Here is a 22,400-nt window from a genome sequence, read left to right as displayed (position 1 = left end):
GGAATGTTCGGCAGTCGTGTTGATCGGCTGTTTGGAGGTCCGGGGTGCCGGTCGAGTTTCTGGGGGACGCGGCTGGCGTGCGCCTCGGTTGCACGGCGAACTTCACCACGGGCGAGTGATGGTGTTGGTGTCCAGAGTGACAGAGCCGTCGATGGCCAGGACCTGGCCGTTGACCGTTACGCCGGTGGTCACGGTGATCGAGGTCTGGGCCAGGACCCTTCCTGCAAAGTCGGTGCCGGTGCCCAGAGTGGCTGAACTGCCGATCAGCCAGATGACGTTCCTGGCTGTGGCGCCGTTGATGAGGAGCACGTGGCTCGCGGTTGCCGTCGTCAGGGTCGATCCGATCTGGAAGATCCAGTCGGCGTTGCGGTCTCCCTGGGCATCCAGCGTGAGCGTGCCGGTGAGCGCGATGGAAGAGGCGGCGTTGTAGACGCCGGGGGTCAGTGTGAGGCCGCCGATGTCTCCGGTGATGCTGCCGTCCGGGATCTGGCCGACGGCGTCGTTGTACGTCGTGACCAGGTCGGCATGGCCTGCGACGGCGACGGCGTCCGAGTTGTGGATGCTTCCGTTGACCTGGCCGGGCGGGAATCCGGTGATGGACACTCCCGGGCTCACTCCGAGATCTCCGGTGACGTTGGAGAGGCCGGTGTTTGTGACCGACGCTCCGCCCAGGACCGCGAAGAGCCCCAGATAGGTGTAGGCGTTCGAAGCGGTGGTGGTGCCGCCGAGGGTGGTGACGGAGACATCGGCCGGCCCGAGCGCCCCGGCGGGCACCACGGCGTCGATCTCGGTGTCGGAGGCGACCCGGAAGGAGAGGACGGGGGTGCCGTCGAAGGTGACGCTGGTGGTGTAGGTGAACGCGGTCCCGGTGATGACGACGAGATTGCCGCCGTCCACTGGTCCCGACTCGAGGGTGACGACGGTTACGGAAGGCGAGTTGAGATAGGTATAGATGACTCCGCTGGCGATTCCGCCCCTGGTGGTGACAGTGACCCCTACCGGACCCGCGGAGGCCGCCGCTGGGACGGTCACGGTGAGCTGGCCGTCGGAGTCGACGGTGAACACGGCGGTCTGCGTGCCGAATCTGACCTCGCTCGTGGTGGAGAGGCCGAGGCCGGTGAAGATCACCGTATTTCCGCCTCCCAGGGGGCCTGCGGGAGGCGGGTCGATGCGGAAGGAGGGCGGCGGCAGGTAGAAGAAGGTGCCCACAATCCCCGTTCCGCCGGCGGTTGTGACGGAGACCGGGACGGCGCCGTGACCGGAAGGGGTGATGGTGTCGGTCGTGGTGTCGCTGACGACCGTGAAGCTCGTCGCCTGGCGGGTGCCGTAGTGCACGGCGGTGGTGCCGGTGAAGTGGCTGCCGGTGAGGGTCACCGCGTCGCCCCCGCCGGTGGATCCTTGGTTCGGCGAGACTGGCATAGGGGCTCCCCTGAGTCCATCGCCGACGGACGGGGCGCGTCTCGAACCAGCTCTTCCTCCGACGACATAGCGGTGCGAATACATCAAGTAGCACACCGGTTCAACCCGATGTCAATAACTCAAGGAGCTCAAGTCGCCCGCAACGGACGCGCGTTCGGCGCTTCGCGTCAAGCAGCACCACCGGCGCACCACCCGCGGACAAACTCACCCCGGCCAGAAGACCGCCAACCGTGTCCTCGCCGTCGGACGCGCACCCGTCGAGCACGGCTTCGCCCACCTCAAGAACTGGCGGATCCTCACCAAGCTCCGCGCCGATCCCGCCCGCGCCACCTACCTCCTGCGTGCCCTGCTCGTCCTGACGAACCTCGAAATCAACCGCTGACGACGCTCTGGAAGGGGACCCCCCTTCCTATCCGCTTGCCCCACCAGGTATCTTGCATCGCATGGAACCAGGTGATTCGACCAAGCAGGCCCGGGCAGCCGCTCAGCTACGCAAGGGCGTCCTGGAGTACTGCGTACTCGCCCTGATGCGGGACCGCCCCCGCTACGGTGTGGAACTCCTCCATGCCCTGGAGGACTCCGGTGCCCTGGCCACCAGCCAGGGCACGGTCTACCCGCTGCTCTCCCGGCTCCGCCGCGACGACCTGGTCACCACCACCTGGCAGGAGTCCGCCTCCGGCCCACCCCGTCGCTACTACGCGCTCACCGACAGCGGCCGGGCCGCACTCGACGAGTTCACCCGCGTCTGGCCCGGCTTCCGCAACGCCGTCGACGCCTTCCTCACCACCCCGCACCCCTCCACCGGAGACCCCGCATGAAGACCTCTGCCGACCCCGTACGCGACTACCTCTCCGCCGTCGAACGCGAGAGCTCCGCACTCCCCGCCGACCGTCGCCAGGAACTCCTCGCCGACCTCGCCGAACACATCGAGGTGACGCGCACCGAGTGTCCCGACGCCGCGATCGGCGAGATACTCGCGGAGCTGGGGGACCCCCGCACGATCGCGGCGATGGCACTGGCCGAGGCGGGGAACGGGACCACCGGCACCCCGGCCCAGAGCGACGTGGACGCACCCGCCCGGCGCGGCAAGGTGCACCCCCTGGTCCCGCTCCTGATGCTCACCCTCTCGCTGCCTTTCACGATGATCTTCTCCATCGGCCCCGACGCGGCGTTCGACCCCGGCCCGGTGTTCGGCTTCCTGTTCCGTGTCACCGGCGCGGTACTTCTCTGCACCTCAGTGCACTGGACCGCCGTCCAGAAGACCACCGGCGTGCTGCTCACCGTCATCGTGCCGACCACCGTCATCGTCACCTGGAACCTGATCAGCGGCCGGGCGGCGAGCGAAGTCCCGGCCCTCCTGGGCAACCTGGGAAGCCTCGCCCTGATGGTCGGCACGGCAGTATGGCTCTGGCGGGCCCGCCGCGCCTGAGCGCGGCCGCCGACGTCCCGGTCCACCAGGACGTTTCGGCGCAGACCTAGACCGCATCAGGCACCGCTCCTGACCTGGAAACAGCGAAACGGCCGTTCCGTCAGACGATCTACTCCGCAGACAGCCGCCCACGACCAGCGTGAGCACCCCGAGCGCTGGTCACACCAGCCCTTTGAGCTGCGGTTTCAAGTTGGCGGAGGCTCACTCTCGCGCGCACCCGGCGCACCGCACGCGGTGTTGCGCACCGCACCGGTGCGTACGCCACCCGGCCACCCCTTGACCAGGTTTGCCGCCCGGCACGATTCCCCTTGACACAGCGTGTCCTGGCCGTCGATCAGGTCACGGTCAAGGGGGCGTGTGATAGGGGGCCGCCGACCGCGAGATCAAGTACCCGGCACGGTTCATCGCGCGGCGATGGTGGGCACCCGATGCACGCGGTGCTCACCATCGCCGTCCCCGGTGCGCACTACACGGCGGAGGCACCTGCCGGGTGAGTGCCGACCGGCGCACCGTACGCCCGCATTACCTGCATCGCCTGTTCGACGCCTGCGGCCTGGAGCTGCGCCAGCACATCGGCGACGTCCTGGCCCTCCTCGGTGAGGATCTTCTCCGCGAAGCGGATGACGGTGCGGGCGATGGCCGTGCCGACTGTCGGGCACAGGGCGTCGCCGTCACGCAGGACTTCCAGGAGTATCCGGCCGAGCGCCTCCAGGGCGAAGGGGTCTGCGCGCAGTTCCTCGTTCTGGTCGTCCAGGGCGGTGACCGGGACGATGACGCGTTCGGCGATGTCCAGGAGCAGCCAGTGCAGTTCCGTTCCGAGTTCCTTCACCACCATGGAGGCGGTGTCGATGTCGCGGGCCTGCACGGCCCGGATGTAGGCGAACGCACTGAAGACGTCGTCCGGGTGCATCGGGGTGAGTATCTCGGTGGCGGTGGTTTCAGGCATGACGGCTCCTCATACACGGGCCGGAGCGCTGATCGCGGCGGCCTCAGAAGTGATGCTCGGATCGCGGGCCTGTGGACAGAGATCTGCACCCGCACGCACGAAACGGGCGCGCATGGAGAAAGCGGATATTTTCCCGCTTGTCGGCCCGGGCGGCGGACCCGGCCACCGACCCCTTGACCGCATCCGCCGCCCGGGCGCGCACGCCCCGCTTCCCCTTGACCTGCCTCGCTACCGGCCACCGTCAGACCGCGGTCAAGGGGTACCCCTGCACGCTGCTCCTTCGATCAACGCCCCGGGCTTGGGGCAGCGAAGGAGACGAGACGATGACGACCACCCACCCAAGGGCCGGGCAGCGGCAATGCTCGGGCCGATCGAGCCGGAAGGCCGGCCCGTGGCGGGCAAGCCGAAGTGGGCTCCTTGGGGCCCCACTTCGGAGGGCACTTGGGAACCCCCTTTGGTGCGCCCGACACCCAGGGACGGGGGAAAGCCCCTGGTCAGGCCAGGAATCGGCGCGAATTCTGCGCCGTCACAACCCTCTTCTCTCCTCCTGATGTCCGTATGGGAGGAGATCATCGGGTTCCGGGGGGCCCGGACGCTCTCCCAGGCCGGGCGCGGCCAGCGGCGGCGGTCGGCTGGTGGCCGGTCGTGAGTGACGAGGGAGCAGAGCTGATGGCGGGGAAGCGGAAGACCAACCCGGCGGGGTCGACGAACGGTTTCCGCGGCGATGTGCTGCGGGTGCTCGGAGTGCTGAAGGTGGCCACGGCTGATCAGATCCAGCGGATCGGCGCTCCGCACCTGAGCTTCCGGCACACCGACAAGGAGACCCCGTCCGAGCAGAAGACCGCTCGCACCGCCTCGCACACCGGCGCGCTCTCCGACATGCGCAAGCACGGCCTTGCCGAGAACGGCGGCTCCACCGAGACGGGGGAGAGGCTGCGGAACCTGACCCTCAAGGGCCTGGAGGCTGCCTCCTACGAGTTGCGGCGCCCGGTGACGGAGATGGACTCTACCGCACGTGGTGCGGGCTCCAGCGGGGCCTCCCACTCGATGGCCGTCAACGAGACCGTGATCGCGATGCTGCGCCCGAAGCCGAACCTCGCCAAGCTCGCTGAGGATCCGCCCGAAGTCCGGGCAGCTGCCCAGGCCGCCGTCGACGCACCCGGTGGAGTCGGCACGATCGCTTCGTACTGGACTGAGGTCCCGCTGCCCGCCACGGGTACGTGGAACGCGCCTGGCAAGGGCGGCGCCCAGGCCGACATCGTGCTCACCGCCTCGCAGGACCACGTGCCGCTGCTGTTCATCGAGGTCGACAACTGCCACGAGACCGCTGAGGAGCTCGCCGACAAGCTGGAGAAATACGCCCGCTTCTTCCGGCGGAAGATGAAGGACACCGACGGCAAGGAGCGCCCGATGTGGCGCACCCGCTGGACCGCTCCGGACACCTGGTCCGGCGATAGGACGCACCCGCCCGTGCTGTTGGTGTTCAACCACATCGGCGACCGCAACCCCAACCGCACGATCCCGCGCCTGATCAAGCTCACCCGCCACCTGTGGGAGGGGGAGCGGCAGAGGGGCGGTCACCACCACTACGACGGGAGGATCCCGATCATCGCGACCGGGCTGCGCCACCTCCGCGAGCAAGGGCCGACCGGCCCGGTGTTCCTCCGCTTCGGCCGCGACCACATGCAGCATCTGTGGGGAGCGATCGGCAACCCCCGCCTCGAGGCGGCCGACGCCCGCCGGGAAGAGGAGTACAGGGCCCGCCAGGAGGAGTACAAGGCACAGGTACGGCGGGCGGCAGAGGAGCAGGCCGCGAAGAAGGCAGCCGAGCGTGAGGCCCGCCGTCCCGTCTGCACCAGCTGCGGGGCGAAGTTCACCGACGAACGGTGGGAGGAGGCTCAGGCGACGGACTGGGGCACCCCGAAGGACAGTCACCCGCAGCTCTGCGACGGCTGCAAGCACCAGGCCGTGGCCGCCGCATGGCAGGAGCGGGTCGACACCGAGCGCCAGGAGCAGGAGCAGGCCCTGCCCGAGCAGAAGGCCGGCGGTTGGCGCTCGCGCTTCCGCATCTGACCCGGGCCACCCCAATGAGCAGGAGGGGCAGCGCCGGTCCGGGTGCGCGGGTCAGGATTCGGGTCAGACGTACAGCGTTGAGCACCAGGAGGACGACATCGGTCCGCAGCCGCTCCGGCCGCAGCGGCCGTGAGGACCGGTTCTCGTCCAGGGCTGTTCGGAGGCTGACCAGCGTGGATTCCTGGGGGGTGGACGACCGACCCGCTCCAGCGGGCCAGGTCGTCCACCCCCGCCCAGCAGACCTCGGGGAAGGGCCGATTTTTGAAACCGGTCTTCCTCCTGTTCACGAGACGCCGTCTGGAGGCCAGGCCGCGCTGCCGTTTTTCGTAGTTGGTCGGCGCGACGTCAGGGGGCCGGCCGGCGCTTACACGCGGAGGGCCTACCGGTGACGGAACCCCCTGCCGGGGCGGGCCTCTTTGCAGGTCCGGAGTTTTGTATGGGGCGTGTCACAGCCGGGTCGATCGCCTGAGCCCGGATCCACCGGCTCGATGCCTGTGGATAGCCTCTCCGGAAACGAGGAAGTGCCCTGTGACCTGCGATGATGGGAGTTCTTCACGCTTCCAGCACGCACGACCACGAGGGCACTTCCGAGATGCAATCTTCCCATGCCGCAGCGAGGGTCTCCGCACGGTTTGATGATCCGAATCTGGTCGGCTACGGCGGGCTGGCCCCGGTGGTGCGGCTGGCTGAGCGGTGCGGACTGCCCGCACTCGTCGACGAGCACGTCCGGCTGCCGGCCTCGACGGACGGCACCGGGGCCTTCCCCGCGGCGAAGCTGATGTCGCTGGTCGGCGGCATGGTCGCCGGGGCGGACAGCATCGATGACATGGACCGGCTGCGGCACGGTGGGCTGCCGCGGCTGTTCAGCGGGGTGCGGGCGCCGTCCACGCTGGGCTCGTACCTGCGCTCCTTCAGCCACGGACACGTGAAGCAACTGCACGCGGTGGCCCGCCGGTTCCTACCCGAACTGGCCGCGCACACCCCGCTGCTGCCCGGCGCCGACCAAGTGGCCTACGTGGACATCGACGACACGATCCGTCGCACCTACGGCTACGCCAAGCAGGGCGCCGGCTACGGATACAGCAAGGTCAAGGGCTTGAACGCGCTGATCGGGATCGTCTCCACCCCGCTGGCCGCTCCGGTGATCGTCGCCACCCGCCTGCGCAAGGGACCGTCCAACTCCGCCCGAGGTGCGGCCGCGTTCGTCGCCGAATCGATCCGCACCGCAAGAGCGTGCGGCGCGAACGGGCTGCTGGTCGTGCGGGCCGACTCCGCGTTCTACGGCGCCAATATCGTGAACGCCTGCCGGGCCCTGGGCGTCCGGTTCTCGGTCACCGTGCGGATGAACGCCTCGGTCAAGGCCGCGATCGCGGGCATCGACGAAGCCGCGTGGAAGGCGATCAAGTACCCCAAGGCCGTGTGGGACGAGGAGGGGCAGTGCTGGATCTCGGACGCCGAGATAGCCGAGACCACCTACACCGCCTTCACCTCCAAGCCGAAGAAGCAGCAGGCCACCGCCCGTCTGATCGTGCGCCGCGTCAAACGGCTCAACCCGGCAGCGGTGCCCGAGGGACAGGGCGCACTCTTCGATACCTGGCGCTACCACGCCGCGTTCACCGACTCTCCGCTCTCCCTGTCCGATGCCGAACGTGAGCACAGGCGGCACGCTGTCGTGGAACAGGTGATCGCGGACTTGAAGAACGGCCCGTTCGCCCACGCCCCCTCCGGGCACTTCCAGGCGAACGCCGCCTGGCTCGCGCTGGCCGCTCTCGCGCACAATCTGACCCGCGCCGCCGGCTCCCTGGCGTCCGCCTTCCACGCCAAGGCCACCACCGCAACGATCCGCGACCACCTGATCAACGTGCCCGCCCGCCCGCCCGGCCCGCTCCGCCCGGCGCCTCACCCTCCACCTGCCCGAACACTGGCCCTGGGCCGACGACTTCACCCAGCTCTTCGACCTCGTGCACGCGCCACCACCCACAGCCTGAGAAGCCCTGACCACCCCGCCCGCAAGGGCCCGAGACCGCCGAACACGTGGAAGAGCTGGACAGACCAGCGGATACTCCCTGCCCGAACAGCCAGATCATCTCGCCAACCGCCAAGACAACCCCGAAACGATCACTCCGGAATCAAGCCGGTGGATCCGGGCTGAGGGACGGCCTGGCATCACCTGATACTCGGATCCTCGCCGTCGTATAACCTGCAGGATCAGGAGCAGAGTTGGCCAGCAGCACGCAGGGCACTCCGTTAGCGGTGTCGGAGCGAATCAGAAGCCTGCAGGTGTCCGTCAGGCAGGACGAACGCGACCTTGCTTGGAAAAGGCGGCGCGCCCGACGGTGCGGGACAGCGTTGGCTCTGGCTGCTGTGTCCAGCCCGGGACTCGCGGCCTGGTCAGCCGTGCAAGCCGGTCACCATAAGGCCTGGTCGCCGGGAACGCCGCCCTGGTGACGGTGTTGGTCTTCTCGGTGCTGACTCTGCTCGTGGCGTCCGTTGATCACCTTGTGAAAGCGCACAACTTTCTGGAACTCGGCCCTGCCGTGGTGCCCGACCGGTACGACCACAGCCGTACCAAGATGCAGGAGCGTCTGGAGACGGGTCTGTACAGCGAACGGTGGGACTCGGTTGATTGTTTCTACCGGCGTCCGGCAGTGAGCCGGCCGTCGAAGGTGATGTCGAAGGCTTGGAGTGCGGCTTTCCAGCGCATGGTCCAGCGCTTGCTTCCGGTGCCCTTGGGGTCCAGGCTCATCACCGCGAGGTAGACGCACTTGAGCGCGGCCTGTTCAGTGGGGAAGTGCCCGCGGGCCCTCACGGCCTTGCGGATACGGGCGTTGACGGACTCGATTGCGTTGGTGGTGCACACGATTTTCCGGATCTCAATATCGAACTGGAGGAAGGGGACGAACTCCGCCCAGGCGCTTTCCCACAGCCGCACGATCGCCGGGTATTTCCTTCCCCAGGCCTCATTGAACTCCATGAAGCGTTCCAGGGCGGCGTCCTCGGTCGGCGCGGTGTAGATGGGCTTGAGCGCCTTCGCGATCTTCTCCCAGTCCTGCCTGGCCGCGTAACGGAAGCTGTTCCGCAGGAGGTGAACCACGCACGTTTGCACGATCGTCGCAGGCCAGACCGTGTTGACCGCGTCCGGAAGACCGGTCAGGCCGTCGCAGACCAGCATCAGCACATCACGGGCGCCCCGGTTCTTGATCTCGGTAAGGACCTGCAGCCAGTACTTGGCGCCCTCGCCGCCGTCGCCGACCCACAGGCCCAGGATGTCCCGATGCCCCTCCGCCGTCACGGCCAAGGCCATGTAGACGGGCCGGTTGGCGACCTGCCCATCCCTGACCTTCACGTTCACGCAGTCGATGAAGACGACCGGATACACGCCTTGAATTCGATCGGTGGTTGCGAACATCCAAGGGGAGATGGTTCGCATGCCTCGTGGAGGAGCCAATCGCATGCCGTCGTCGGCCAGACGGCGGTACTTCGAGCTGCGGCGCAAGGGCCTGAAGGGGGCAGCGGCCGCCCGCCAAGTGGGCGTATCGGTGAGCTGCGGGTCCAACTGGTTCATCGATGCTGGAAGCATGATCATTCCTGACCCTGAAGTTCCACCCTGGAGCTGGACAGCCTGATACTGGGACGACAGGTTCCGGAGGAAGCAGATCCAGGTAGTGAGCAAGAAGAGCAATACGAGCAAGCGGTACACGGCCGAGTTCAAGCGGGACGCGGTCGGGCTGGTCCGCTCCTCCGGGCGGACGGTGACGGAGGTGGCCCGTGAGCTCGGGGTGAGCTCCGAAGGGCTGCGGGGCTGGGTGAAGCAGGCCGCGATCGACCGGGGCGAGGGGCCGGCCGGGGTGTTGACCACCGCGGAGCGTGAGGAACTGGTCCGGCTGCGACGCAAGGTCCGCGAGCAGGAACAGACGATCGAGGTGCTGGGAAAAGCGACCGCCTTCTTCGCGCGGCAGAAGACGAAGTAGCCGCGCGCTACCGGTTCATCGACGCGGAGAAGGCATCCGAGGACAATCCCGGCGGCTACGGCGTGAGTCTGCTGTGCCGGGCGTTGAAGGTGGCGCGATCGGCGTATTACGTCTGGCTTGCCGCGCGGCCCGCCGCCGAGGTGCGCCAGGCGGCCGAGGACGAGCTCGCCGGGGAGATCCGGCAGATCCACGCCGATTCCCGTGGGGCTTACGGGGCCCCGCGGGTGACCGCGAAACTGCGACGCGGGGGCAGGCGGATCAATCGGAAGAAGGTCGAGCGGATCATGCGCGAGCGCGACATCCGCGGGATCACCCGCCGCAAGCGCCGCAGCCTGACCAAGGCCGACACCAAGGCGGCCCCGTCGCCGGACCTGGTCGGGAGGGACTTCACCGCCGCCGAGCCCGGCACGAAACTGGTCTCGGACATCACATATCTGCCCACACTCGCCGGCTGGTGGTATCTGGCGACGGTCATCGATCTGGCGACCCGCGAGGTGATCGGGTACGCGATGGCCGACCACCATCGCGCCGAACTTGTTGTCGGCGCCCTGAAGATGGCCGCCGGCCGCGGCGCCCTGAGGGAGGACTGCATCGCACACTCGGATCGCGGATCGGAGTACACGTCGAGTGAATACCGCAAGCTGATACGGGAGTTGAAGCTGAGCCAGAGCATGGGACGAACCGGGTCATGTTACGATAACGCCGCGGCTGAAAGCTTTTTCGGTTTGCTGAAAGCGGAGATCGGGACCACCGTCTGGGAGTCCCACGAGGCTGCTCGCGCGGACGTCTTCCGCTTTATCGAGGTCGAATACAACCGAACCCGTCTGCGCAAGCATCCGGTCTACGGCTACGTCACCCCGATCGAGACCAGGGCCCTGGCGGCCCAAGATCTCACCCACGCAGCGTAAACATTCGCTGTCCATGATCGTGGGGGAACTTCACCCTCCCATCTCGCCACGCTTCCTGACCCAGGACGACCGGATCGCCATCGCCGACGGTCTGCGCGCCGGGCGGAGCCCGGTCGTCATCGCCGCCGAGATCGGCAAGAGCGTTTCGACGGTCTACCGGGAGATTGGACGCGGCCGGAAGGAGAACGGGGAGTACGAACCCTGGTGGGCACACAACCAGGCGCTCCTGCGTCGCCAACGCCCCAAAGAAGAGAAACTCCGCGACCACGGACCCCTGCGCGCGGCAGTGCGCGAGAAGCTCGACGAGAAGTGGTCCCCGCAGCAGATTGCTCGACACCTCGCACGCGAGCACCCGAACAACCCTCGCATGCGGGCCTGTCCGGAGACGATCTACCGTGGCCTGTTCGCTGGCCTTCTGGGCAAGGGTGAGGGCCGACTGCGCACCGGACGCACCCGCCGCAAGCGGCAACGCCGTGGCGTCGTCTCACCCAACAAGATCAAGAACATGACGCTCGTCCATGACCGACCCGCCACGGTCAACGATCGTGAAACGCCCGGCGATTGGGAGGGAGACCTCATCATCGGACGCGCTCAGCGGTCCGCTATAGGCACCCTCGTCGACCGCACGACCCGCTTCGTTCGCCTGATCCACCTGCCGCACGGCTGGAAGGCCCAGCCGATGCGCGACGCCCTGGTCTCGCAGACCGCCGATCTGCCACGAGCGTTGCGGCGGACCCTGACCTGGGACCAGGGGCGCGAGCTCGTCCTCCATGAAGAGATAGAGGCCCTCTCCGGCTTCCGGATCTATTTCTGCGATCCTCATTCTCCCTGGCAGCGCGGCACCAACGAGAACATCAACGGGCTGCTGCGGCAGTACTTCCCCAAGGGCACCGACCTTACGGTCCACTCCCTGCGCAACCTGACGGCCGTGGCCCGTCAGCTCAACGAGCGCCCCCGAATGGTCCTGGGAGACCGTACTCCGTCCGAGGTCATGCAAGACTGGGGCATAGCATCACAGTTTCCGTGATTCGCAATCACCGCTAGAAACCGCCCGCTGTCCAGGGGACGGTTCTGCCATTCGGCCATGCCGGCCATCACGCTGTCGGTGATCGTGGAGACAGTGGTCTTGGAGACCTCCGTGCCGTAGACCTCGGCCAGGTGGGCGGAGATCTCGCCGTGGGTAAGGCCCTTCGCGGACAGGGACAGGACCATCTCGTCCACGCCGCCCAGGCGCCGCTGGCGCTTCTTGACCAGCTGCGGTTCGAACGTGCCCGCCCGGTCCCGCGGCACCGCGATCTCCACCGGGCCGACCTCGGTGGTCACGGTCTTGGACCGGTGGCCGTTGCGGTAATTCTCCCGGCCGCCCTCGACCCGTTCACCGGGCTCGTGTCCGAGGTGGTCGGTCAGCTCACCCTCCAGCGCGGACTCCAGCACCTTGCGCGTCAGCTCCGCCAGAAGGCCGCCCTCGCCGGTCAGCTTCACTCCGCCGGCCTGGGCCCGGGCCACCAGTTCGGCAACCAGACTGTCATCCACAGCATCCAGCGCACCCACGGCGGCCTCCCCGGCCTTGATGTCACTCATCACGTCAGTCATCAACTGTCGCTTCCAGCTCGGGAGTTACACCGGTTACCGTACAGACCCCCACCCGACTGTGGGGCGCGGAGCGCACGGCCGAACTCGTGTGGGAGAGGCTGGCCTGACCACGGGCCGCTTCCTGCCGTGCCTGCCGCCCCCGTAGTTGAATGCGTATTCCTCCCTGGCCCTTCGGCGAAAGCGGACCTGTGGCGTGGCCCAGGAGGCCGCACTGCTCAGGCGCGTCCCCGCCAAGCAGCCCTGCACAGAACCTCCCCACGACCCCGGCCAGCACGGCTGCGGTCGTCCGACCGCCTCCTGCCACGCAGGAACGCAGGCAGCGGCGGACGGACGAACGCCCGCTCCGCACCGGAGAGTTCATGGCACTGAATCACCACCCAGCCGTGATCCACCAAAACGAAATCCTTTGAAGACACTGCTCAGCCGGCCAAGGCACCGAACCGCAGGAGCGGAAGCCTGCTTCGCGTGACCGGCGGCGATGCTGCCGTCAGCCGCTCGGTCGGGTCTGAGAGGGCGGTATGAGACCTGATGCCCGATTCTTCGTTTCGTGTGGGACAAGCGGGCAGGTCGTGGCGACGTCGGTCGACTACGGCCGAGGCTGGGTGAACAAGCCTGGCTCGGTCTCGGCCAGGATCCCGCGGTCGGCCAGCCGCTTGAGCTTGAGGCGGACGTTGTTGATGTTGTTGGGTGCGACCGTAAGGTCCATCGCCTCGCACACCTGCCGCGCACGCAGCGGATGGTCGGCCGCGGTGAACACCGCCGTGATCTGCTGGTAGGCCGGATGGTCCGGCAGTTTCGGTGCCGGCGGCGCGGGCGGTTGCGGGTCGGGCAGTTCCAGCAGTGTCTTGCGGGTGATCCGGACTTCTTCGGCGGCCCGGCCGAGTTCGTCGAGCTGTGTGGTCAGCTGCGTGATCTGTTCCCGCGTCGTCTCGGCCTGCGCGGCGATCTCGCGTTCCCGCTCCTCCCGGCGTGCCAGCACCGCGCCGAGGGTCAGATCCCCGCCGGTCATGCGGTGCGCCAGGCGGGCACGGTCGCCGCGGTCAGCCGACGCAGTATCACCGCGGTCATCGCCCAGTACACCCGCGACTCCGAACTGCGGGGCAGATGCTCGTAGTCGCGCACCAGCCTGCGGTGCAGCATCAAGATCCCATAGGCGCGTTCCACGACCCACCGCTTGGCCTGGGGAACGAACCCGGTCTGCGCGGGATTGCGCTCCACGACCTCCACCTCGATGCCCACCTTCTCCCCGTGCGCGACGACGGCGTTCTTGAAGCCCTGGTCGACCAGGGCCTTCTGCACGGTGTCGGTGTCGGCGGCGACCTTGTCCAGCAGCGCGATCCCGACGGCGTTCTCGTGCGCAGACGCGGCCGCCACGACCACCGCGATCACCAACCCCAGAACGTCAACGGCCAGGCCGCGCTTGCGGCCCGGTACTTTTTTTGCTGCATCGCACCCCGTCGACTCAGCGGGCACTCCGGCCGCCGCGTGCACGCTCTGGGTGTCGAGCACCACCAGGCTCGGGTCCGCCTTCCGACGCGCCATTTCCCGCACCTGCCAGCGCAACAGGTCGTGAATGGTCTGGTCGATGCCGTCGTCACGCCAGGTGTAGAAGTAGTACTTCACCGCACCGGGTGGCGGAAAGTCGTGTGGGAGCAGCTCCCACTGGCAACCGGTCCGGCCCTGGTAGAGCAGCGCGTTGACGATCTCCCGCATCGCGTACCGGCCCTGATGGCCGCTGACCGAGGGATGCGCGGCCTTCCACGCGGCGATCACAGGCTCGACCAGCGCCCACTGCTCGTCGCTCACGTCGGTCTTGTAGGGCTTGCGCTCGCTCATGCTGCCCAGCCCAGCATGCCCATGGCCGCCGACCGGCCGGGGTGCCGCACCGCCACACGTTCAGGTGACGACAAAACTCCTATGCACTCTCATACCGCCCACTAAGTGTTGTTGAGTGTCCGATCCCTCGGCGATACCTGCACCCCGCGATCGAGCGGACGGAGGGGCTGCCCTCTACCGGTGGTCGGACTCCGGACACTGGTTCCGGGGCCGGCTACGGCTGTGGCTCGTGTGCCGTCAGGTCGATCAGGTGCCGCCTGCCCTGCAACAAGCATGTGACTTCCCAACCGGTGCGCCTGCCGAGGATTCCGTTCCCCGACACTCCCAGGCGCTCGGCGAGCTCGCCGGTGTGCAGGTGGACCGTCGCCTCGACCAGGGCGGCGTAGGCGTTGGTAGCACTGCGAATCCGGAGCTGAGCGGTGATGAACGTGGCAACGGCCAGGGGCAGTCCCGGCCACCACCACACCGTGAGGAGTGCGTACAGGATCGCCCATGCCACGAGTATGGTCGCCCGGCCGAGCACCTCCCGGGTCGATTCGATCTGCTGGCGCGGAGCGTCGGGCAGCAGCTGCCACAGGGCCGGCCACACCGTGGCGAGGTCAAGGTCGAGATCCCGTGCGAGGCGGAGAGTGACCGCGTGCATCCGGTCGCCGGACCAGGTGGGCCGATGGGGTTCCTCCTGCGAGACGCGCACGATGGCGAGCCGTGCCGACCGCAGGTCCGCGCCGCTCTCGGCGTTCCCGACGGCCAGCGACTCACCGACGCGCAGTCGCTCACGCTCGCACGCGGCCTCGGCTTCAGCGCGCCGCTGTCGGCGCTTGGAGACCCGCCAGTCGGTGAGAGACCGCAGAGGCCATGGCCAGAGAGACCGGCCCGGAAACGCTCCCGGAAGTGCAGGTCGGCCGCGAGCTTTGGGCGCGCCACCTTCACGGCCACCGCACGCCCGCCGCGCGAACGCGCGAGATACACGGTGCCCATACCGCCGGCCCCCAGCTCCCGCTCCACGGCATACCCGCCGATACGATCCGGCAGGCCCGCACCGTTCACCCCGTGCCCCATGCGCTGTAAGCCTTCCCCTGTGCTCGGCGCATCAGTATGACTCAGCGCCCGGGGCCCCGGTGCCGGCGGGGCCCCGGGGCCGGTGGTGCGGGCGGTAAGGGTGGTGCGGGTGGTACGAGCGGTGCGACGGTTGCCCTGTGACGAGACCTTCACGGCTGTGTCCCGGCTGTGTGCATTCCGTCGGTCGGCCGAAATTCGATCCCTTTATGGACAGCCTGTGGGGCTCAAATACGGGATTCGACCGCTGATCTGCGGGTTCGTAGCGGTGTCAACTGGCGATCCGGTACTCGTTAATGAGTCCGCCGAGGACCGCTGTGCGGCGGACGCGGTGCTCGGCGAGGTCGATGGGGCGCGGAGGTCCGGCTTCAGCTTGCGATGGACAGAGCTGGCTCAGCGCGCGGTGAGGCCGGTGCCCGTTGTAGTGCTCCATGTAACTGGTGAGGGTTCGGCGCAAGTGCCGTTCGTTGAGGATGAGTGTCCGGTCGAGGAGCTCGCGGCGCAGGGTGCCGATGAACCTTTCGCAGTGTGCGTTCGCTTTCGGGACATGGGGCGGGCTTTTGAGGACGCGCAGTCCGACGTCGGCGAAGACGGCGTCGAAGGCGTCGGTGAACTGGCCGCCGCAGTCACGGATCAGGAACTTGATGCTTGCGATGTTCATGCCGGTGTCCATGAGGAAGTTGCGGGCGGCCTGGGTGGTCCATGGGCCGGTGGGGTTGGCGGTGACGTCGAGCAGGTGCGCACGGCGGCTGCCGTGTTCGAGCATGACCAGGGCGTAGATGCGTTTGAGGTTGATGGTGTCGACGTGCAGGAAGTCGACGGCGACGATGTGCTCGGCCTGGGCTGCGAGGAACTGCCTCCAGGTTGGTCCGGTACGACGTGGGGCGGTGTCGATGCCGGCCTGGTTGAGAATGTTCCACGCGGTGGAGGCGGCCATCTTGTGGCCGAGACGGGTGAGTTCGCCGTGGATGCGCCGATGGCCCCATCCCGGGTTCTCGGCCGCCACGCGCAAGACCAGGGCTTTGACTGCGGGGCCCGTGGGCGGGCGTCCGGGGCGGTGACGCTGGCTGTAGTCCCACTTCTTCGCGACGAGTTTACGGTGCCAGGACATCAGCGTGGCCGGGGTCATCGGGAAGACCTGGGCCCAGCGGCGGCGCGTTATCAGGTGTGAGAGCGCGGCGAACCACAGGCGGTCGGCTGGTTCGTAGCGTAGGCGTGGGACGTGTCGGCGCAGGACCGCGTTCTCGTGGCGCAGCACCAGCAACTCCGCGTCCTTCGTGACGTCACGCCGCAGCAGCAACGCGGGCAGCGACAGCAGGCGGCGGGTGACGGCGTACACCGTGGACAGGATCACGAAACATGATCCCAGACGCGGCAGAGCCGCTGCTCAGGGTCTTGTGCTCCCGGTTCTCTGCGGCGACGGGCTTCAAGCGGGGCGACGATTCGTGTTTTTGAGCCCCACACCGTCCGGAGTCGGACAAGTCGTCAGACGGCCGTCCCTCCCGCAGTGCCTGCTCCTCCTCCAGCTTGCGGTGATGGAGATCAACCGCCCACGTCACGCTCTCGGCGAGCGAAGCGTCCTCGCGAAAGAGGGTGGTAGTAGGCCCCGGCGGCACGGAATCACGGCTCTGCGAAGACCCAGCACCCCCGGTCAGCCGCCTGAACGGACCGTACCCGGCGCAGTGACGACGTACGACGACTACTTCGACTTCGGCGTCGACTGACGACGCGCACTCATGAGGCGTCTGGGCTCCGCCTCCGGCATTGCAGCTGCCGGAGGCGGAGCCGCCACCGTTTCGACGTACAGAGAAAGGCAGTTCAGCAATGACGGCGAACACGACGACTACGTCCCGGCCGCACTTCGTGTCCTGGCGGGATGTCCCGGCCGGCATCTACGCCACCGCCACCCAGCTCAAGACCATGGACCTGCCCCGCCAGCCCGGCCCGCCCGCGGCGTGCGGTGAGCAGCACTACGTGCAGGGTGCGGACCTTGCATCGCTCACGTGGCAGGTGGGAGCCGGGCCGCCGACTGCGCGGCTCCCACCCGGTCGGCTACTTCCGCACGCCGACCGCGCGGATGATCTCCTGCTTCACCGAGCCGCCCTTGTTGTCGGAGGCCGAGGCCCGCACGGAGATGTACTGCGCGTCGTTCGGCACCCGCACGGAGCCGGCCCAGGCGGCGGACTTGCCGCGTACGCCGTCGAGTGCGACGGATGTCCACGTCGCGCCGTCGTCGAAGGAGACCTCCAGCGTGGAGCCGGTGATCTTCCCGGTGTCCGACGCGCCCTTGATGTACTCGGAGAATATCCCGAGATCCAGCCGCTTTCCGGCCCGCACGTCACCCTGCAGGTCGGTGTCGACGTCGAACCCGAGGTTGAGCATCGGCAGGTACGTCCACCGGTCGGCCGGCGTGGCGGACGACTTGAAGGTCCATTCGGAGTGGCCCTTCGTGGCGAGCCGCCAGACGTCCGGGTCCATCGTGGTGTCGGTGACCACCTTGAAGTCCTGCTCGGTCGGCTTGACGCGCCAGGCGTGCACCCCCGAGCTTTGCTTCCGGTCGACCTGCACCCCGTCCACGTACACCTCGGTGAACTGGGTCAGCGACTTCTGGTTGAACACTTCGCCGAAGCCGGTGTGGTCCGGTCCCGAGTCGCCCCAGCCCGGCGTGTTGAACTCCAGGTCGTTGCCCGCGCGACGCTGGCCCCAGCCGAGACCGGTACCCAGCCACGGGTGCCAGACCGGCTTGAACCAGTCGGTCCCGGAGCGCGTGCCGCCGCGGTAGTGCACGATGCCGCCGCGCTCCACGAGGGCGCCCGGGCCGCTGGACATGGACTCCGCCCAGCCCTGGTCGGGACCGGCGCTGATGTAGTCGGTGCGCTCCGCGGGGAACTTGATCTTCTCCTGGAATCCGATGCCGTAGGGGAAGCTGTCGGTGATCGAGTAGCGGAACTCGCCGCCGTCGGCTGGCTTCGGCGCGTGGAACTTGTTGTTGACCACGGCCAGTTCCCTCTTGCCCGGCCGGTACGTCAGACCAGCGGGGATCGCCCCCGGGTATCCCTTGCTGAGGTCGTAGACAAACGGCGTGAACTGGGTACCGGTCAGTTCCAAGCTCCGGCCGAGCCGAGCGGCCTCGGTCAGCTGTGCCCCGTCCGCCGCGTTCACCGTCGCGATGTACAGGGGACGAGTCTCCCCGTCGGCCGCGCTGAAGTTGGCCATCAGCCGTCCGGGAGCCTCGTCGGTGACGAACAGAGCCTTGGCGCCCGCATCCCGTGCGTTCTGGGCCAGCTCGGCGGGCGTGATCGCGTCGGTGCGGCGCACGACGACCGCGTTGCCCGTCACGTCCTTGCCGGCGTAGTCGGCGGGGCTTCCGGTGCCCGCGTCCACCAGGGACATCCGCTTGTGCCCGGTGAGCATGTCCGATCCGTACTGGACGGTCGTCTCGCCGAGCCGCTTGCCGCCTGCTTCGACATCGAGTTGTGGCTTGCCGAGCCGCCAGACGGTCCGGTACTCGAAGGTGCCCGTGGCGGGCTTGCGGGTCGGCGCGGCGAAGATGCTGTCGTACTTCGGCGGGACCTGCACGGCCGGCGCGAAGGACGCGCCGTTCGCGGACCGGTTGAACTTCATGATCAGCTGACGGGTCTGGGTCCGCTGGTCCACCTCGGCCCGGATCTCCCGCAACTTCGTTCCGTCGAGGGTGACTTCGCGGTCACGGTCCATGGTGACCTCGGGCTCGGTGAGCAGACCGAGGCCGAGCGAGTCCTTGCCCTTGCTGCCACGCACATCGAGGAAGCTGGACAGGGTGTACATGCCCGGCTTCACGCGCAGCTTGAGCGTGCCGGATTCGCCGACCGAGGCCGGGATGACCGACGTGTCCTTGGCCAGCTGCTTTACAGCCACGTATGCGGCGGATGGGGCACCGTCGCGGTCCTTGACGTGGACGGTGAGGGTGTAGCGCTCCTCCTCCTTGGCCAGGCCGAAGGCCGTGTGCGCCACCACTGTGTCGCCGTCCTTGGCGACGATCCGGCCGGAGGTGGCGCCGACGGGCGCGGCGGTGCCGTCACCGGTGACCGTGGTCTGCGCGGTGCCGTGCGCGGGCACGGTGAGGGTGGAGTCTGCGAGGGTGACCACGCCGGCCGGAGCGCCTTCGGCGGTCAGCGCCAGGGTGACCGGCCGGTCGGAGGCGTTGGTGTAGGTCAGCGTCTTCGTGACCGGCTTGTTCGCCTCGTAGGGCCAGCTGGTGAAGCCGAGGTCGGCGCTGCCGGTCGCGGTGATCTGCGCGGCGATCGCGGACGGGACGTCCACGCGGCCCGCACCCACCTCGTACGACGTGCCGCTGATCTGCTTGGACGTGCTCATCAGCCCGTCCTTGAGCTGCTGTCCGCTCCAGTCGGGGTGCTTCTCGGCGAGCAGCGCCGCCACGCCCGCGACATGCGGGGTGGCCATGGAGGTACCGCTCATCGATGTGTACGGGCCGCTGCCGCTCACGAGCTGCGAGCGCGCCGCGAGGATGTCCACGCCCGGCGCGGACAGGTCGGGCTTCAGCGCGTTGTCGCCGAGGCGCGGGCCCTGGCTGGAGAAGGCGGCACGCCGGTCGGCGGAGTCGACCGCGCCGATCGTCAGCGCGGAGTCGGCCGCGCCGGGGGAGCCGATGGTGCCGGGGGAGTATGCGTTGCCGGCCGCGATCACGAACAGGGCGCCCGTGTCCTTGGAGAGGGTGTTCACCGCCTGGGCCATCGGGTCGGTGCCGTCGCTGCCCTGCGACGATCCGAGGCTCATGGAGACGATCTTGGCCTGGACGTCCTTGGCCGCCCACTCCATACCGGCGATGATCTGCGACTCGGATCCGAAACCCTGGTCGCTGAGAACCTTGCCGACGGCGAGCGTGGCGCCGGGCGCGACGCCCTTCTCCTTGCCGTCGGACGCGGCACCGCTGCCACCGACGGTGGACGAGACATGCGTGCCGTGCCCGTTCCGGTCGGCGACCTCCTGACCCTCGATGAAGCTCTTGGTCTCGCTCACCCGGTCCTTGAGATCGGGGTGGGTCAGGTCCACGCCCGTGTCGAGGACGGCGACCTTGACACCCTCGCCGGTCAGCCCGGCCTCCCAGGCCGCGGGGGTGCCGATCTGGGCGTTGCTGGTCTCCATCGCGGCGTCGACGCGGGCGTCCAGCCAGATCTTTTCGACGCCGCCCGAAAGACGCACACGGCCCGAAGTCGCGCTGCGCGTCTGGGAGGTGACGTCCGGTGCGACCGTGCGCCAGAACTCCCCGGACTTCGACGCCTCCAGGGCCGCGCCGCCCACGCTCGGCAGACCACGGACCTGGCGGGCTCCGTGGGGCGTCGCGCTCCGGGCGTTCTTCGTGTACGTCACGATGAGCGGGAGGCCGTCGGACGACGGGTCACCGAGCCCCTGCTCGATCAGAGCGGTGACGTCGAAGAGTTCGGCGTCGAGGACGCCCGCCTGGAGGTAGGGCCGGGCCTCGTCGGGTATGACGGTGATCCGGCCGTCGGATATCTCGCTGCGAACCGCTCCGGTCGCGCCCTTGGGACGCTCCACGGAGACCGACTTCCGGCCCGCGCCGAGGTCGGTCACGGTCACCTGGTCACCGGTGATCAGGGTGACGGTTCGCGCGGTGCTGGGTGCGTGCACGGGTGATGTGGCACGGTCGGTGCCCGCCCCCGCCGTCCCCAACGCCCCGGCTGCGACGGCCTGCCCGGCCGGCAGCAGTACGAGCGACAGCCCCGCTGCCAGCAGCCGGGACCTCCGCCTCGCGGATGATCTGGTCATGGACGACTCTCCTCCACGCACCCGGTGAATGGGTGGTTCCGGGTGCTGCGAAGAGTTTTCGCGGCGGCAACTCGCGTGTCGACCGTTCTGCCCTGGCGGATATCCGCCTTGACGGAGACCCGTCAATGACGGCCACGGAGCGCGGACCCGCCCTGCGCCCAGCCGTGGCGGCGGGCGTACCAGCCGAGCTGGACGCGGGTGGTCGCCGGCTCTACCGGGCCGCCGCTCGGCGCTTCCCCGCCCCGGCCTTGGCGGTTCGGGACGGCCCGGGGGAGGCTGGAGAGGGGCTCAGGAGGTCGTCATGCGCGTCCAGGACATCCGGATCGGCGAGACCTACCAGGTTAAGGTCCCCCAGCGACTGCCGCCGGCTCTGCGTCACCGTATCCCCCGCATCCATGCCGATTTCGCCGCCGACATGCGACTGAACCTACGCCGCGGCGACCGCTTCGACCTCACCGTCACCGGTACCGACCCCGAGGGCGCCACCGTCGACGGCTACGAGGCCACCACCACCAACCGGGTCACCCTGCGCCTCACCGCCGACCAGACCGTACTTCTGGACCTCCCCGCAGGCCCCGAGTACGAGATCGACGGCTTCGTCACCGACACCGCCGGCAACGAGGTCACCCTCCCCGCCGCCATCACCTACACCGCCCTGCCCGCCGTCTGGCTGCATCCCCTCGAAGAACCCATCCCCCTCGCCCCCAGCACCGCCCGGTTCTACCGCGCCCGGGTACAGGCACAGGCCACCGGGATGACGGTCCAGGACGTCGCTCGCGCCGCTGAGGACGCACAGGAATACCAGCGCGACATCGCCGGGCAGGCACTGGACAGCTACCGAGCCGAGGAATGGCTCCGCACCGCCGAAGTGGAACACCAGGAATGGCGCCGGATCTCAGCACTCATGACAGACAAGGCAATGAAGACGTACACCCCGCAGAACGACCCGCAAGGAATGACACCCCACTCCTGAGAAGCACACTCCCATGCCCCTGACCGCCGCGGCTGAGATCGCTTCGGGCGCCAGTGCGGCAGGTCAGATGCGCGGCCGCGTCCAGTGAGACAGGAATCGTAGGTGTCCTCCGACACCGAAGTTGGATTGTTTGCCAATGAAGTTGGACTGGTCAGCCGGTAGTAGCGAGCTCCGCCTTCTTGCTCAGTAGGAGCGCTTTGCTCGACAGGAACCTGAGAGGGTCAGCCGGACCCGTCCGTAAGCACCCGGGAGAGTGGCGTCCCGCAGACGGCGCAGCCGTCCCGTTGAAGGCACGGAGGGATGCCGGCGGCCGGCTGGGGCAGGGGTGACAGACGGCGATCGAGGCGTCGGTTGATGTGGGCCCAAACCCGCCGATAGTCCCGGCTTGCGGCCCGCTCACGAAACCGCA

Annotated in this window: 15 protein-coding genes and 4 pseudogenes; 10 read left to right on the top strand and 9 right to left on the bottom strand. The window is 68.3% G+C overall.

Annotated elements, in window-relative coordinates; genetic code table 11:
* Positions 1-102: 102 nt before the first annotated feature.
* Positions 103-1,419, bottom strand: coding sequence for an ice-binding family protein (locus tag OG306_RS01280; RefSeq protein ID WP_323184085.1), 1,317 nt, complete (start codon positions 1,417-1,419; stop codon positions 103-105).
* A gap of 178 nt (positions 1,420-1,597) precedes the next feature.
* Here OG306_RS01280 and OG306_RS01275 point away from each other — a divergent pair.
* From OG306_RS01275 to OG306_RS01265, 3 genes and pseudogenes are all read left to right on the top strand, one after another.
* A pseudogene (locus OG306_RS01275) lies at positions 1,598-1,801 on the top strand (transposase family protein); the annotation flags it as partial.
* 61 nt (positions 1,802-1,862) lie between these two features.
* Positions 1,863-2,237: a PadR family transcriptional regulator gene (locus OG306_RS01270; protein WP_266360896.1), complete on the top strand. Its 375-nt coding sequence runs from the start codon at positions 1,863-1,865 to the stop codon at positions 2,235-2,237.
* The gene (locus OG306_RS01265) at positions 2,234-2,848 is read left to right on the top strand and encodes an HAAS signaling domain-containing protein (RefSeq protein WP_266908833.1); all 615 of its coding nucleotides are present in this window, start codon (positions 2,234-2,236) and stop codon (positions 2,846-2,848) included. Before OG306_RS01270 ends, OG306_RS01265 begins: the two co-directional genes overlap by 4 nt.
* A gap of 466 nt (positions 2,849-3,314) precedes the next feature.
* Here the strand turns inward: OG306_RS01265 and OG306_RS01260 are convergent, their stop codons facing one another.
* Positions 3,315-3,794 carry a hypothetical protein gene (locus OG306_RS01260; protein WP_266752979.1) on the bottom strand — a complete coding sequence of 160 codons (480 nt, stop codon included), beginning with the start codon at positions 3,792-3,794 and terminating at the stop codon, positions 3,315-3,317.
* Between the two features lie 645 nt (positions 3,795-4,439).
* On the opposite strand from OG306_RS01260, the gene OG306_RS01255 reads away from it, so the two are divergent.
* Both OG306_RS01255 and OG306_RS01250 read left to right on the top strand, forming a co-directional pair.
* Complete coding sequence (locus OG306_RS01255) at positions 4,440-5,867, top strand: replication-relaxation family protein (RefSeq protein ID WP_371665050.1); 1,428 nt, start codon at positions 4,440-4,442, stop codon at positions 5,865-5,867.
* Positions 5,868-6,459: 592 nt separating this feature from the next.
* A pseudogene (locus OG306_RS01250) lies at positions 6,460-7,855 on the top strand (IS1380 family transposase).
* Positions 7,856-8,499: 644 nt separating this feature from the next.
* Here OG306_RS01250 and OG306_RS01245 read toward each other — a convergent pair.
* Positions 8,500-9,276 (bottom strand): IS256 family transposase, encoded by a 777-nt coding sequence (locus OG306_RS01245; RefSeq protein WP_371665049.1) that lies wholly within the window; start codon positions 9,274-9,276, stop codon positions 8,500-8,502.
* Between the two features lie 19 nt (positions 9,277-9,295).
* Here OG306_RS01245 and OG306_RS01240 point away from each other — a divergent pair.
* From OG306_RS01240 to OG306_RS01225, 4 genes and pseudogenes are all read left to right on the top strand, one after another.
* Positions 9,296-9,460, top strand: a pseudogene (locus tag OG306_RS01240) (IS30 family transposase); the annotation flags it as partial.
* 72 nt (positions 9,461-9,532) lie between these two features.
* Positions 9,533-9,838: a transposase gene (locus OG306_RS01235; protein WP_266744336.1), complete on the top strand. Its 306-nt coding sequence runs from the start codon at positions 9,533-9,535 to the stop codon at positions 9,836-9,838.
* A gap of 17 nt (positions 9,839-9,855) precedes the next feature.
* Positions 9,856-10,746, top strand: coding sequence for an IS3 family transposase (locus tag OG306_RS01230; protein ID WP_266752043.1), 891 nt, complete (start codon positions 9,856-9,858; stop codon positions 10,744-10,746).
* 10 nt (positions 10,747-10,756) lie between these two features.
* A pseudogene (locus OG306_RS01225) lies at positions 10,757-11,773 on the top strand (IS30 family transposase); the annotation flags it as partial.
* On the opposite strand, the gene OG306_RS01220 reads toward OG306_RS01225, so the two are convergent.
* From OG306_RS01220 to OG306_RS01195, 6 genes are all read right to left on the bottom strand, one after another.
* Entirely contained in the window at positions 11,683-12,339 is a 657-nt protein-coding gene (locus OG306_RS01220) for a transposase (RefSeq protein WP_353963819.1), read from the bottom strand. The pseudogene OG306_RS01225 and the gene OG306_RS01220 sit on opposite strands and share 91 nt — an antisense overlap.
* A gap of 586 nt (positions 12,340-12,925) precedes the next feature.
* Positions 12,926-13,348 carry a hypothetical protein gene (locus OG306_RS01215; RefSeq protein ID WP_266908125.1) on the bottom strand — a complete coding sequence of 141 codons (423 nt, stop codon included), beginning with the start codon at positions 13,346-13,348 and terminating at the stop codon, positions 12,926-12,928.
* Positions 13,345-14,175, bottom strand: a complete 831-nt coding sequence (locus OG306_RS01210) for an IS5 family transposase (RefSeq protein WP_266752970.1) — start codon at positions 14,173-14,175, stop codon at positions 13,345-13,347. The genes OG306_RS01215 and OG306_RS01210 overlap by 4 nt, the downstream gene beginning before the upstream one ends.
* A gap of 214 nt (positions 14,176-14,389) precedes the next feature.
* On the bottom strand, positions 14,390-14,869 hold the full coding sequence (locus OG306_RS01205; protein ID WP_266753301.1) for a hypothetical protein: 480 nt from the start codon (positions 14,867-14,869) through the stop codon (positions 14,390-14,392).
* A gap of 633 nt (positions 14,870-15,502) precedes the next feature.
* The gene (locus OG306_RS01200) at positions 15,503-16,585 is read right to left on the bottom strand and encodes an integrase core domain-containing protein (RefSeq protein ID WP_266753002.1); all 1,083 of its coding nucleotides are present in this window, start codon (positions 16,583-16,585) and stop codon (positions 15,503-15,505) included.
* 698 nt (positions 16,586-17,283) lie between these two features.
* Positions 17,284-21,018, bottom strand: coding sequence for a S8 family serine peptidase (locus OG306_RS01195; protein ID WP_266753004.1), 3,735 nt, complete (start codon positions 21,016-21,018; stop codon positions 17,284-17,286).
* A 301-nt stretch (positions 21,019-21,319) separates the two neighbouring features.
* On the opposite strand from OG306_RS01195, the gene OG306_RS01190 reads away from it, so the two are divergent.
* Positions 21,320-21,991: a hypothetical protein gene (locus tag OG306_RS01190; protein ID WP_266753006.1), complete on the top strand. Its 672-nt coding sequence runs from the start codon at positions 21,320-21,322 to the stop codon at positions 21,989-21,991.
* Positions 21,992-22,400: the final 409 nt, after the last annotated feature.

This window comes from Streptomyces sp. NBC_01241, assembly GCF_041435435.1.
GTDB lineage: Bacteria > Actinomycetota > Actinomycetes > Streptomycetales > Streptomycetaceae > Streptomyces.
Note: the sequence above shows the minus strand (reverse complement) of the source record. Positions and strands in the feature narration are given on the sequence as shown.